This is a genomic window from Roseobacter ponti (genome assembly GCF_012932215.1).
In the GTDB taxonomy this organism is placed as follows: Bacteria; Pseudomonadota; Alphaproteobacteria; order Rhodobacterales; family Rhodobacteraceae; genus Roseobacter; species Roseobacter ponti.
In genome coordinates, this window is record NZ_CP048788.1 from 867,373 (window position 1) to 880,721 (window position 13,349).

A 13,349-nucleotide genomic window follows, 5' to 3' on the forward strand; every position below is an offset into this window, starting at 1 on the left:
GCTGCGCCAGAGGCGCCCACCCGCCGACCCGGTGCATGCAGATGTTCAGGGCTCTCAGCATCAGCCGCGTCCTCCTTTGAGCGATGTGGTACGGTTCAGCACCCAGTCGGCCACGAGGTTGATCGAGATGCAGAGCACTGCGATGGCATAGGCGGGATAGAGTGCTGCGGCGATGCCGTAGTTGATGCCTTCTTTGTTCTCTTTCACGATGCCGCCCCAGTCTGCCTGAGGGGGTTGCACGCCGAGACCCAGGAAAGAGAGGGTGGAGACAAAAAGCACTGCAAAGATAAAGCGCAGGCCCATTTCGGCCACCAGAGGTGAGAGCGCATTAGGCAGAATTTCGCGGAAAATGATCCAGCCGGTTTTTTCGCCGCGCAGGCGGGCAGCCTCGACGAAGTCCATAACGGCAATATCTACCGCCACCGCGCGGGCGAGGCGGAAGACCCGGGTGCTGTCGAGCAGGCCCATGAGCACGATCAGGATGGTGATTGTGGTTGGCATGACCGAGAGCACGACAAGTGCGAAGATCAGCGAAGGGATCGACATGATCAGATCGACAAAGCGCGAGATCGCCTGATCGACCCAGCCGCCGGAGACGGCTGCGAAAAAGCCCAGCACGGAGCCGGTGATGAAGCTCAGGGCTGTGGCCGCAGTGGCGATGAAGATCGTGGTCTGGCCGCCGTAGATCATCCGGCTGAAGAGATCGCGTCCTATACTGTCGGTGCCGAGCAGGAACTGGTCTGAGGGCGGCTCCCAGACATCGCCCACAATCTCAGCCATGCCGTAGGGCGCGATCCATCCTGCAAAGATCGCCATGAGAAAAAAGAGGCCGGTGAAAAAGAGGCCGAGGAGGGCGGCGAGGGGTATTCTCATTTGGGATGCCTCAGCCGCGGATTGGCGAGGATCGAGACGATATCCGCCACAAGGTTAAGCCCGATATAGACGGCGGCGAAGATCAGACCGCAGGCCTGAACCACGGGGATGTCACGTTTGGCCACATGATCCACGAGGTACTGACCCATACCCGGATAGGCAAAAACCACCTCCACCACCACGACGCCGACCACAAGATAGGCGAGGTTGATCATGACCACGTTCACGATCGGCGCGATGGCATTCGGAAAGGCGTGTTTGCGGATGATTTTCAGCATCGGCATGCCTTTGAGTTCGGCAGTTTCAATGTAGGCGGACTGCATTACGTTGAGGATCGCCGCCCGGGTCATACGCATCATATGCGCCAGCACCACAAGCGTGAGCACCATGACGGGAATTGCGATGGCGTTGAGCTTTTGTCCGAGGCTCATGCTGTCGTTGATGATTGCAACAGAGGAAAACCAGCCAAATCTGATCGAAATCCAGTAAATCAGGATATACCCGATCATGAATTCGGGAATGGAGATCGTCGTCAGCGTGACGCCCGAAATGAGTTTATCGGGCCAGCGGTCTTTGTAGCGCACTGCGAGCAGGCCCAGAAATATAGCCAGCGGTACGGAAATCAGAGCGGCCCAGAAGGCGAGAAAAAGTGTGTTGGAGAGCCTGTCGCCCAGGCTTTCGGCGATATCGCGGCCGTTGGTCAGAGCCGTTCCCAGATCGCCCTGCAAAACGCCACCCAGCCATGAGAAATAGCGAGTCAGCGGCGGATCGTTCAGGCCCAGTTCCGCGCGCAGGTTCGCGAGGTTCTCAGGGGTCGCGGCCTGTCCCAGGATCTGCTGGGCAACATCGCCGGGCAGGATCGTTGTACCCGCAAAGATCAGAACGGATGCTGCAAAGAGCAGAAGGCAGCCCAGCGCAACGCGCTGAGCCACCAGTTTTAAAATCGGGTGCATCTGTGCTGCTACCCTTACGCGTCAAGCCAGCACTTGATACCGGCCATACAGTTCATGACCGTGAGGTTCGGATCTTCGATCCAGCCGCCGACATTTGAGGCTACGCCTTCTACGCTGTCATTGAACATCGGGCAGATCAGACCGCCTTCGTCACGCAGCAGCTTCGCCATCTGCGAATAGATCTCTTTACGTTTTTCGTTGTCCAGCTCAGCCTTTGCAGAATTCAGCAGGGCGTCGAACTCGTCGTTGAAGAAACGTGTGTCATTCCAGTCGGCAGTCGAAAGATAGGCTGTGGAATACATCTGATCCTGCACGGGGCGTCCGGACCAGTAGGAGGCACAGAAGGGCTGCACGTTCCAGATTTCGGACCAGTAGCCGTCGTTGGGCTCACGCTTGATTTCCAGCGGAATGCCGGCCGCCTGTGCGGACTGCTGGAAAAGAGCCGCTGCATCGACAGCGCCGGGGAAGGCCCCGTCGGCCACCTGCAGGATGATCGGCGAGCCGTCGTGGCCGGATTTTTTGTAGTGTTCGGCGGCCAGGGCGGCGTCGTAGGTCCGCTGCGGGATCGTATCGTCAAAAAGCGGATAGGCTTTGTTGATCGGGAAATCGTTGCCCATCGTGCCATAGCCGCGCAGGATTTTGTCCACCAGCTCTTCGCGGTTGATGGCCAGTTTCAGCGCCATGCGCAGATCGGCATTGTCGAAAGGTGCCGTGTTGCAGTGCATGATAAAGACGTAGTGACCGGGACCGGAGACGGATTTCACATCCACATTCGGTGCACGGTCGAGCAGCTGCGCGATTTTGGGCTCCACACGGTCAATAATATGTACCTGACCTGATTGCAGCGCAGCTGTCCGCGCAGTGGCGTCATTCAGCGCCAGGACCTCGATCTCATCCGCATGGCCGATGCTGTCGTCCCAGTAATTGGGGTTTCTCTTAAAGAGGTGCCGTACGCCGGGCTCGTCCACCTCGATCATGTAGGCACCGGTGCCGATGCCGGATGCCGGGTCATCGAAGCCACCGTCCGGCTGGATCTGCAGGTGATAATCGGCCAGCAGATAGGGCAGGTCCGCATTCGGTGTGCTCAGTGTCACCTGAAAATTGTCGCCATCGACGGCCATGGATTCGATGCCCTGCATGATGCCGAGAGCGCCGGAGGTTGCATCCTCATTGGAATGCCGTTCCATCGTACGCATCACATCGTCGGGTGTCAGGCTTTTGCCATTGTGAAATTCCACACCTTTGCGGATTTTGAAATTCCATGTTTTGGCATCCGCTGAGGCCTCGATGCTTTCGGCGAGACGGTTTTCGATGCTGCCGTCGGGCGCCACGTTGACCAGGCAATCGCCGAAGTTGCGCAGGTTGACGGTCGGTACGGTCGAGGCTGCGAGTGCGGGATCAAGGCTGTTGGTGCTCTCACCACCCTGGATGCCCATGCGGAGCGTGCCGCCTTTGACGGGGCCTGCGGCTTTCGCAGCTGTGGCGAGAATGGAGTTGGCAACCGCGGCGGTCACGCCAAGTGCTGCCGCACGTCCGACGAATTCGCGACGTGTCATAAGACCTTTGGTCACACGGTCACTGTAGTATTTAAGCTGATCGTTCATTTGAATCTCCCGGTTGGATTGCGTTTACAGCGCATTTTTATGATTTTTATGATGGCCAAAGCTTGCGCATTTCCGGCGGCGTCGCAAGGGCTATTGCCGATAAATGATTGCGCCGGACCTAAAGGTGATCGCGCGCAATCTGGTCTTTGATGTCGCGTTCATAGACCAGTTCGTCATTTTCATAGGCTTCAATGCGGGCCTCAAGGAAAAACTCGGTTTTGTCCGACCACATGCGCGACCGCGTTTCGGTGCGCAGGCGGATGCCGTCGCGCTCCGTTTCTTCGGTCCAGTGGCATGCGCCGCGCGCGGAAAGCGGGTTGTCGGGGTGGATGCTCCATGTTTCGCGCGCAAGTCCGCCCGAGATCAGCCCGTGCTCTGTATCGCGCAGTTTGCCGAAATCGTCGCGGATGTGCAGGTGCACCTCGCCGCTGTTCATATCGGTTTCGCGTCTGCGGCTTTTTGCGGGCGCGCGCAGGGTTTCGGTCTGCCAGGGGGCGGCGGCATCGGGTGGCGCAAAACTGCATTCGTCGCCCCGCGCGGTGCGCCGGACCGGAAGGTGCAGTGCCCCTTTGGTTAGGGTGATTTCCGCGCTTTCAGGGGCGGGCCAGATCAGTGGCCAGTATGCCGTCGAGATCGCAACACGCAGACGGTGGCCGGCGGGCAGGCGGTAAGCGATCTGATCCAGACACACCTCAATATCCACAATCTCGCCCGGGGTCAGAGGGGCGGGATCACTGTGTCCGGATCTGTGTGAGAGGTTCAGCACACCGTATGTGATCCGCGTGCTCGCGCCATCGGGATGTATGTGATTGAGGCGGACAGCAATCTGCGCCTGGGTCTGATCTGCCGCAAGCGACAGCCGCACGACAGGTGCGCCGAAAATATCGGTGTCCTGCTCCAGCGGGCCGGTATCAAAGCAGGCCGAACGTGCGTCATCGTCGCGCTGATCTCCCGGCATTTCCGGCCCGAGCCAGATCGCGCAGTACTCGCCGGCCTCTGCCCCGCAGTCCTGCGGCGAGCGTACCCGGGCGTTAAGCCGTGCCGGCCCGTCCGAGAGGCCGTTGGCGGTGAGGTAGAGCGTGCGGTGCGGCATATGTGCAGTGGCGCCGTCGGCCTCGGCGACCCACCGTCCGGGGCGTTCTGCGTACCAGCGCTCGGGGCGCACGCCGTCCAGGATAAAGGCGCGATAATCCGGATCATCCGGCACGCCGGTATCTTTGTCTTTCAGCCAGTGATCCCACCAGCGCAATGCTTCCTGCAGAAAACCGATGCGTGGTTCGGGCACCGCAAAATGAGGGTACTTGTGCACCCAGGGTCCGGTGATGCCTTTGGCGCCCGTGATACCGGTCACGATCTGCGGCACGGCGTTCTTATAGGCGTCGCCCCAGCCGCCGATGGCCAGCACCTTTGCTTTGATCGCCCCGTAGTTTTCAATCACCGAGCCATGCCGCCAGTAGGCATCACGGCGCTGGTGGCGCAGCCAGACGGAGGGCAGAAAGGGTTCGTTCTCCAGCCGCTGCATCCACATTTCGCGCCAGTTGTCACGCAGAGCAGGGTCGGGCGCGCGTGAGGAATAGGCCCACATCGTCGCCCCCCAGCCGAGGTTTTCGTTGAGCAGGCAGCCACCTTTGTAATGGATATCATCGGCGAAGCGATCGACCGTGGAGCAGAGCGTGATGACTGCTTTCAGCGGGGGAGGGACCAGGGCTGCAACCTGCAGTCCGTTGAAACCGCCCCAGCTGATGCCCATCATGCCGACGTTGCCCGAACACCAGGGCTGTGCGGCAAGCCAGGCGATCACTTCGACAGCGTCGGTGAGCTCCAGTGCGGTGTACTCATCCTCCATCAGACCTTCGCTGTCGCCGTTGCCGCGGATATCGACGCGGATGCAGGCATAGCCGCGCGCTGCAAACCACGGGTGAGTCAGCGCATCGCGCGCACAGGTGCCGTCGCGCTTGCGATAGGGCAGATATTCAAGGATTGCAGGCACCGGATCGTCTCCGGCATCGACGGGCCGCCAGACCCGCGCGGAAAGACGGCAGCCATCTGACAGGGTGATGCCCATATCGGGCAGCTCTTCGATCTCGCGCAGGGTGTTCTCAGTCATGCGCTGACGGTTGCCGGAGCGGCAGATTCTGTCAAGCGCGGGCGATCACGCCTTGAGAGCGATCACCAGGTCCATCACGTTGGTGCCCGTGGGCCCGGTGCGCAACAGCGCACCGCGTGCGTCAAGCCAGGGGCCCGCGTCGGCACGTTTCAGCGCGTCGTCGCCTGATGCTTCCCAGGTATCACCATCAACAAGCGCACCTGCCGCATCGGTGGGCCCGTCGGTGCCGTCGGTGCCTGCGACCAGCACCTGCAGCCCGTGAGTGCCGGAAATCCCGCGCGCGATCAGCAGGGCCAGCGCCTGGTTGCGTCCGCCCTGACCGGGGTTTTCCGGTAGCACGACGGTGGGCTCCCCGCCGAAAAGATGCAGGCCCGGCGCCCCGGACTTCAGTCGTTCCACAATCTGCGGTGCGATGGTGTTGATGTCATCGTACAGGGTCTCCGCATTGGTCTGCACAGGCAGGCCCCGCTCTGCGGCCGCGGCCGAGACGGCGGCGCGGGCGATATGGTTACTTGCCACGATGCGCGGGTGAAACTCGAAGGGGGGATCTTCCGGTGCGTCTCCGATGCCTGAGCCAATCACCGACAGCGCATCGCCCTCCACATCAGAGATCGCCAGCGTGCTGACCCGCGCCCCCTTAAATTCCCGGAGCAGTGCCCCGCCCTTGACGCGGCTCAGTTTTTTGCGGGCGGCGTTCATGGCATGTATGTCCGCGCCCGAGGCCAGCATTTCGCGCGCCCGCGCACTCAGCCCTGCCAGATCGAGCCCGTCCACCGGGTCTTCGGCCAGTGCCGAGGCCCCCCCCGAGACCAGCATCATCAGATGACTGCCCTGCGCCACGGCACCCACTACCTCGCGGATGCGGGCACCGGCTTTCAGCGAGTTTTCATCCAGGACGGGGTGAGCCGCCTCGATGATTTCCGCGTGATCGGGGGCATCCGCGCTGTGACCGTATTTGGTCACAATCAGCAGCGGTACCTCGCCGAACTGATCCGCCGCCGCGCGCGCCATTGCAGCGGCGGCTTTGCCCACGGCGATGATCTGATCCGGCGTGGGGCAGGGCGTATCGATCAGCGCACCGGCGACAGATGTATCGCCGCGCACGGCCCTGACGCCCGCGTCAAAGAGCGCCCTGAGAAGGTCTTTGTTCTGCATAGCCGGATTTCTGCCTGTGAACGTGACGGCTGACAAGTCTGCTCAGGGATTTTCTGTGTCGAGCCAGAGTGTGACGGGGCCATCATTGACGAGTGCCACCTTCATATCCGCTCCGAACCGCCCGGTTTCGACGGGGATGTTCAGGTCCCGCAGGCAATGAGCAAACTGCAGATACAGCGTTTCGGCCTCATCGGGTTTTGCGGCCCGCGAGAATCCGGGGCGGTTGCCGCGCGAGGTGTCTGCGGCGAGGGTGAACTGGCTTACCACAAGTGCCCCGCCCCCGGTCTGTGTGAGCGAGAGGTTCATCCTGCCCTCCGGGTCCTGAAAGATGCGCAGTTTTGAGATCTTTGCCGCCATGGCGCGGACGGTATCAAAATCGTCGCCGGGCATTGCGCAGACCAGAATGAGCAGCCCGGGCCCGGTCCGGCCGGTCACGACGCCGTCGACGGTGACGGAAGCCTCGGAGACCCGTTGCAGCAGGGCCCTCATGATCGCAGGTCCAGAATATCCGCGACCCCGGCGCGTTCGGTGCGAAACCCGTTGGCCGGATGATCTGTGTCCGCATAGCCAAAGGAGATGGCGCAGAGCACCATGCGATCCTCCGGCAGGTCGAAGTGTCGGCGCACAAAGCCTGCATAAAAGGCGATGGCCGCCTGGGCGATTGTGTCAATGCCCCGGGCGCGGGCGGCCAGCGTAAAGGCTGTGACAAAGCCGCCGGTGTCCATCGCGCCGTACGCACCGAGTGCGCGCGGGCTGGTGATGATCGCCACGTGCGGCGCATCGAAAAGGGCATAGTTGCGCATCATCTGTGCCGCTGAGGCTGCACGGTCACCTTTCGTCACGCCCACTGCTTCGTAAAGCTGCCAGCCGCAGGACCGGCGCCTGTCGCCGTAGATGCCGGGATAGCCGTCGGGCGGGTCGAGATCGGGCGCGGGGGTGCCGGCGGCCACGGCCTCCTGCAACGTGCTGCGAAACTGCTCCGTCGCATCGCCGGTGGTCACTGTGATCTGCCAGGGCTGCGCATTGCACCAGGACGGCACATGGCGCGCGGCATCAATGATGGCTTCAATGTCATCTCGTGGTACAGGGTCGTGGCGGAAAGCCCGGCAGGAATAACGGGCCTGTAACAGGCTTGTGAGGGTGTCGTAGTCGCTCATTGGTTCATCGCATAGAGATAGCCGACGCCGGCCGCAATAATCGCCCCCGCGATGACCGCAAGCGCGATCTTAACCGTTGACCAGGGCCGCTCGCCCTGGACCTTGCCCGTGCGCCCGTTGACGACAAAGCGGTAGGTCTCGCCGCGGTATTTATAGGCCGCCAGCCAGACCGGCAGCAGCACATGTTTGAAGGTCACATCGCGCACGGTCGTGTCCACCGAATGAATGCGCTGGCGGTCTCCGCCGATGTCAAAGCGGATGTCGCGGGCGATGGTCGCATCCATGATCCCGCGTGCCTCGGCAAAGCCTTCCTCAAGGGTTACGGCATAGCCTTCGGCGCGGAAGCCGGCGAGGTATTCGGGCGTGTAGGGCTCGAGTGCGGCCAGATCCCACGGGGCCAGCGCATCAGTAAACCGTTTGGGCAGGCTACGGGAGGCAAGCACCAACACATCGTCGAAGAACCGAGCAACGCGGCCGCTGACTGAGCGCCAGCGCACTTTGGCCACCCGCACTTTCTCCGGACCCTCTTTGCGCATCACCGTGCGGGTCTCGTAATAAACTGTGCCACGCTCGCCGGTATAGCCCGACGCGGTATCGGCGTCGAAGGTCCAGTAGGGGACATAGATACCCTGCATTCTGCGCCCTTTGCGCGCGTAGTCTTTGAGGCCTGAGGGGGCAAACCACAAAGCGCCGAGCCAGTCGTTCATCGCCGCATGCGCGGTCGGTTCATCAAGGCCAAAGGGCAGAACAGCCCGTGGTTTGATATGCCGGTGGGTGCCGGTATCGGCGACCACGGGGGTGGCGCAGAAGGGGCATTCGGTGGCGTGCACCTGCGGGTCAAATTCCACTTCGGCCGCGCAGTTGGGACATTTGGACACCCGGGTGACTTCCATATCCGCCCGGGGCAGGGCGTCGCTCAGCGCATCCTGAAAATCAAGCTCGCGGATGGTGGCGGCGCGCCAGGGGCCGTGATCGAGAGGTTCGGTATTGCCGCAATGATCGCAGATCATCTGCCCTGCGCCAGGATCAAAGCGCAGATCTGATCCGCAGGTATCGCAGGGGAAATGATGCTCTGCCTGGGGTGCGGGCGGGGCGGTGGGCGGCAGATCAGAAGCCATGTCTATCCTTTCCGCACAGGCAGCATGCGGCGCAGCGCGCCATCGTTCAGCGTCGTGCTGCGCCACAGATTGAAGATGCCGTGCAGCAGGCCCGCGCCCAGCAATGCGACCAGCAGACTGCGCGGCGAGGGACCAGGCAGCACATTGCCTGTGGCCGCTGTAAGAACGGCCAGCGCACTCCATCCAAGCAGGGCATAAAGCGCGCGGTGTGCCCAGGGGTGGGCCGCGCGCAGCCCGCCGGTGAGCTTCGGCCCAGGGCCGTTCATCAGCCCGAAAGCAAGTGCGAGGCCCGTCATCGCAAGCCCGGCCAGCCCGAAGATCCAGGACAGCACAGCGTGGCTGCTGCCAGCCGCGAGCAGCAGCATCAGCAGGCAGAGCACCGACCAGTGCAGAATAACGGTGAGGGTGCGGCGGTTCACCGGGCGGCTCCTTTACCGTGCAACGGCGGGCTGCCTTTCACAGGAACCGGTGCAGCGCGCGCGGCACCATAATGCGCAGAGCATTGTCGTTCAGGCCAAAATGACGCCAGAGGTGAAAAAGGGCGTGCCCGGCCACAAGGGCAGCCAGGGTGTAAAACTCGATGGCGTGCACGACGCCCACCAGATCGTTGGCGCGGGGCAGGCCCATCGGCGGCGCGATGGGAACGATGCCGCCGGCCCAGAGCAGGACCGTCGAGGTCAGCCCCAGCAAAAACCCGGTGAAGGCCACCAGAAACAGCCCCCAGATCAGCGTCCGGTGCATCAGCGAATGGAGGGTCCGCAGCCGCCCCCTGAGTTTTGGTCCCGGGCGTCCGGCAAGGCCGCGTCGCATGTAATCGGCTGTCCAGAGCAGCGCCAGGCTGACAAAGATCAGTCCGAGCACCGAGTGAAACATGAACGCTTCCTCGCCCAGCGGGCGAATGTCGTCGGGCTGTACAAAGGTGAACCAGAGCACGAGCGGCAACATGCTCCAGTGCAGCCATTTCAGCCATGTACGGCGATGATATCTCAAACGGGCCTCCCGGCACGGGGTGGGGTCCTTTCATATACGCGCGAGGCAGCGCCAGAGTTTCACGCAGGTGGTGGAGGTGGTGGCGGCAGCACGGTAAAAAGCTGCGCCAGTTCTGTCACCTCGCCGGCGGTCATCCAGCCGTCCTGACCGGGTGTCCAGACCATGGTCTCGCGCGTCAGGGCACCATCCGAGGCCATGCGCCCCAGCGATGCCTTGGAGAACGGACCGCGGGTCTCGCCGTTCTCTGCGATATGCCAGACGTGTTCGACGGGTGGCGGTGACGGCGGTACTGCCGCGCCGGCGGGGCGGGCGCCCCAGGGGCCGGCCTGCTGCGCCATTGTATGACCGATCTGCATGCCGAGACCGGCGCCCACACCGGCCTGAATGGCACCCGCGCCGGCACCGTCACGTCCGAGCGCCTCGGCGGCCTGAAACTGCATATATTCGTTCAGGTTGCCGATCACCCCCATGGAAGAGCGTTTGTCCATCACTTCTTCAACTGCGGGCGGCAGGGATATGTTTTCAATGTAAAGTTCCGGCATGGCGAGGCCGTATTCGGCCAGCTGCGCGCTGATTTCCCTGCCCACCAGCGTGCTTAGCTCGCGGGTGTTCGCGGCCATATCCATCACCGGGATGCCGGCACGGGCAATGGTGCGGGAAAACTCCTGCACGATGATGTTGCGGATCTGAAAGCTGATCTCGTCCATCGTGAATTCTCCATCCGTTCCAACGATTTCCACGAGGAACTTCGCGGGATCAGCAACCCGGATGGAATAGGTGCCAAAAGCGCGCAGACGCACCGGCCCGAATTCCGGATCGCGGCAGATCACCGGGTTTTTGGTGCCCCACTTCAGATTGTTGAAGCGGGTTGTGTTAACGTAATAGATTTCAGATTTGAACGGGCTGCGGAAACCATGGTCCCAGTGCTGCAGCGTTGTCATGATCGGCATGTTGTTGGTCTCAAGCATGTAAAGACCGGGGGTGAAGACATCTGCCAGCTGCCCTTCATGCACGAAGACCGCCGCCTGGCCCTCGCGTACGGTGAGCTTGGCGCCGTATTTGATCTCATGGCCTTCGCGTTCAAAACGCCAGACCATGGTGTCGCGGGTGTTGTCTGTCCAGTGGATGACATCGATGAACTCTCCGGAGAGAAAATCAAAAATACCCATAATGTCAGTCCTTTATGTTGTTATCATCATGTAGTGCATCAGCATGTTCAAAGCGGCCCGCTGACCAGTTCGCGGGCGATGATGCGGGTGATCGATGCGGCTTCGTTCGCGCGCATGCCCGGGGTCAGCCGCGGGTCATAGAGCATCTTCAGCAGCAGTTCATCGTGGTTCGTCAGCAGCGCAAATTCGTCGTCGTCGTTAAAGATCGAGGGGCGCGCATCCCGGCTGTCGTTGGCGAGCCCCATGCCCTGGGCGAGTTCTTCGTGAATGCAGCTGAGCCGCAGCAGCCCTGGATTTTCCGCGCGGATCAGGGCCACGGCGGCGGTATATGTGCTGGCCTCGCTGCCGGCGGCATAGGCCGCAACCGCGCAGTAGGTGTCGCGCGAGAGGCTCCTTAATGCGTCAAGGCTGCTCGCGGTGATGCCCGGGATACGTGCCGCAGCCGCATCAAGGGCCGCGCTGCGGTCGTCTTCGCTGGCGATCACGATCACAAAATTCGGTCGCCCGAAAAAGCTGATCGGATGGCCGGAGACATCCGAGAGCCGTTTTGCATAGTTGCGGACGTTGATGTTATCGGCTTCGCGCTGGCTGGGCGGGACTGAGGCGCCGGAGATGATCTCCATACGGATCGGGGACGACCAGCGGCGCAAGGGGCTTTCCCCGCCGCGGCCCTGCAGGGCGTTAGCATATTCATCATAAAAGACGATGCGTTCAAAATTGGTTGCCAGCGTGTCGGCGGTAAAGGGCGTGTCCGGACCACCGCCGTCGTCGCGCAGCAGCCCCTGGCCCATCTGTGCGGTCTGCACCTGCACCAGGTAGCTGCGCAGCGCGGCGCTTTCCTCAGAGGTCGGCGTGATCTGCGGGACCGGCGCTGCAACAGCGGGCCGGGCGCGGGGCACCGCACTGGTGTTCAGCATGCCCGTCTCACAGGCTGCCAGTGCCAGAAGTGCGGCACTCAGAGTGCACCCGTGTCTGAGCCTTTTGACGGACGCCCGCATGGACATTCAGCGCGGTACGGAAGTGCCGGTATTGTCTCCGGTCCCGTCGCCGCGGGCCTTTGCCGAGGCAAGCGTATCGCGCAGCCTGGTCTCCATCTCCTTCAGGTCGCTTTCCGCGGCGGCACGGCGGGCCTTGCCCTCATCCGCGATCTGCAGCGACTCCTCGATGGTGCCGATCAGATCTGCATTGGCCTGTTTGACAGCTTCGATGTCAAAAACCCCACGCTCCATCTCTTCGCGGATCACCCTGTTGCTCTCTCGCAGGTTTTTCGCATTGGCCGTCAGCAGCTCATTGGTCAGGTCATTGGCGTCCCGCACCGCCGCTGCCGCCTCGGCAGAGCGCTGGATGGTGACCGCCTGTGCCAGCTGGGTCTCCCAGAGCGGCACCGTATTCACCAGCGTGGAGTTGATCTTGGTCACCAGCGATTTGTCGTTTTCCTGCACCAGACGGATCGAGGGCAGCGACTGCATTGTCACCTGGCGGGTCAGTTTCAGGTCATGCACCCGGCGTTCCAGATCATCGCGGGCGGCACGCAGGTCACGCAGTTCCTGCGCCACCATCACCTGATCTTTCTCCGCAGCGGCCTCGACATCGGCGGCTTTGGCTGGGATCACCGTGTCATCCAGCTCGCGCAGCTTTTCCTCGCCGGCGGCAATATAGAGTGCCAGTTCATCATAGAACTGCAGCGTCTTTTCATAGAGCACATCGAGCGATTTAATGTCTTTGAGCAGCGTGTGTTCGTGCTTGAGCAGATCATCTGTGATGCGGTCGATCTGGTCCTGAACCTGCTCGAATTTTGCGGTGAACTGCGCAAAAGGCGCGGCCTTGCCCAGCAGTTTTTCCCACCAGCTGCGTTTGCGGCGCACATCCAGTTCGGAGACGGAAAACCCCCGGATCGTCGACACGATGTTGCGCAGACTGTCACCGGCCGGGCCCACGTCTTTGTTGCGCACACCGCCCAGCATCGCCTGGCTGATCTCCTGTAGCTCGACCTGTGCGCGGCTGCCGAAAGACACGATTGAGTTGGTATCCTCCATGTCGATTTCGTTCATGCGCTGTCTGATTTCCGCGCTTGCGGGCTCGTCCGCATCGGCCAGCGGCACGATAGCATTAGCCTCTGCGGGTTCGGGAAGTATGACAGCCGTCACTTCTTCCACCTCGGCCAGAGTTTCCTGTGCTTTGGCGCGTATCGTCTCAGACATTGTTAATCCCTTCCATTGCGGG

At 61.8% G+C, this 13,349-nt stretch carries 13 protein-coding genes; all 13 read right to left on the reverse strand.

Going from position 1 to position 13,349, the window contains the following annotated elements:
- Positions 1-60: 60 nt before the first annotated feature.
- Positions 61-873: an ABC transporter permease gene (locus tag G3256_RS04225; RefSeq protein ID WP_169639639.1), complete on the reverse strand. Its 813-nt coding sequence runs from the start codon at positions 871-873 to the stop codon at positions 61-63.
- Positions 870-1,826 (reverse strand): ABC transporter permease, encoded by a 957-nt coding sequence (locus G3256_RS04230; RefSeq protein WP_169639640.1) that lies wholly within the window; start codon positions 1,824-1,826, stop codon positions 870-872. The genes G3256_RS04225 and G3256_RS04230 overlap by 4 nt, the downstream gene beginning before the upstream one ends.
- Before the next feature lie 14 nt (positions 1,827-1,840).
- On the reverse strand, positions 1,841-3,430 hold the full coding sequence (locus tag G3256_RS04235) for an ABC transporter substrate-binding protein (RefSeq protein WP_169639641.1): 1,590 nt from the start codon (positions 3,428-3,430) through the stop codon (positions 1,841-1,843).
- Positions 3,431-3,548: 118 nt separating this feature from the next.
- The gene (locus G3256_RS04240) at positions 3,549-5,537 is read right to left on the reverse strand and encodes a CocE/NonD family hydrolase (RefSeq protein WP_169639642.1); all 1,989 of its coding nucleotides are present in this window, start codon (positions 5,535-5,537) and stop codon (positions 3,549-3,551) included.
- 45 nt (positions 5,538-5,582) lie between these two features.
- Positions 5,583-6,692 (reverse strand): glycerate kinase type-2 family protein, encoded by a 1,110-nt coding sequence (locus G3256_RS04245; RefSeq protein ID WP_169639643.1) that lies wholly within the window; start codon positions 6,690-6,692, stop codon positions 5,583-5,585.
- A gap of 42 nt (positions 6,693-6,734) precedes the next feature.
- Positions 6,735-7,181 carry a D-aminoacyl-tRNA deacylase gene (dtd, locus tag G3256_RS04250; protein ID WP_169639644.1) on the reverse strand — a complete coding sequence of 149 codons (447 nt, stop codon included), beginning with the start codon at positions 7,179-7,181 and terminating at the stop codon, positions 6,735-6,737.
- Positions 7,178-7,849 (reverse strand): nitroreductase, encoded by a 672-nt coding sequence (locus tag G3256_RS04255; protein WP_169639645.1) that lies wholly within the window; start codon positions 7,847-7,849, stop codon positions 7,178-7,180. Before G3256_RS04255 ends, dtd begins: the two co-directional genes overlap by 4 nt.
- Entirely contained in the window at positions 7,846-8,967 is a 1,122-nt protein-coding gene (locus tag G3256_RS04260; RefSeq protein ID WP_169639646.1) for a TFIIB-type zinc finger domain-containing protein, read from the reverse strand. Before G3256_RS04260 ends, G3256_RS04255 begins: the two co-directional genes overlap by 4 nt.
- A 2-nt stretch (positions 8,968-8,969) precedes the next feature.
- Complete coding sequence (locus G3256_RS04265; RefSeq protein ID WP_169639647.1) at positions 8,970-9,386, reverse strand: hypothetical protein; 417 nt, start codon at positions 9,384-9,386, stop codon at positions 8,970-8,972.
- Between the two features lie 37 nt (positions 9,387-9,423).
- Positions 9,424-9,957 carry a cytochrome b/b6 domain-containing protein gene (locus G3256_RS04270; RefSeq protein ID WP_169639648.1) on the reverse strand — a complete coding sequence of 178 codons (534 nt, stop codon included), beginning with the start codon at positions 9,955-9,957 and terminating at the stop codon, positions 9,424-9,426.
- A gap of 59 nt (positions 9,958-10,016) precedes the next feature.
- Complete coding sequence (locus tag G3256_RS04275) at positions 10,017-11,126, reverse strand: SPFH domain-containing protein (protein ID WP_169639649.1); 1,110 nt, start codon at positions 11,124-11,126, stop codon at positions 10,017-10,019.
- Between the two features lie 47 nt (positions 11,127-11,173).
- The gene (locus G3256_RS04280; protein ID WP_169642317.1) at positions 11,174-12,124 is read right to left on the reverse strand and encodes a DUF2927 domain-containing protein; all 951 of its coding nucleotides are present in this window, start codon (positions 12,122-12,124) and stop codon (positions 11,174-11,176) included.
- 6 nt (positions 12,125-12,130) lie between these two features.
- Complete coding sequence (locus G3256_RS04285; RefSeq protein ID WP_169639650.1) at positions 12,131-13,327, reverse strand: toxic anion resistance protein; 1,197 nt, start codon at positions 13,325-13,327, stop codon at positions 12,131-12,133.
- Positions 13,328-13,349: the final 22 nt, after the last annotated feature.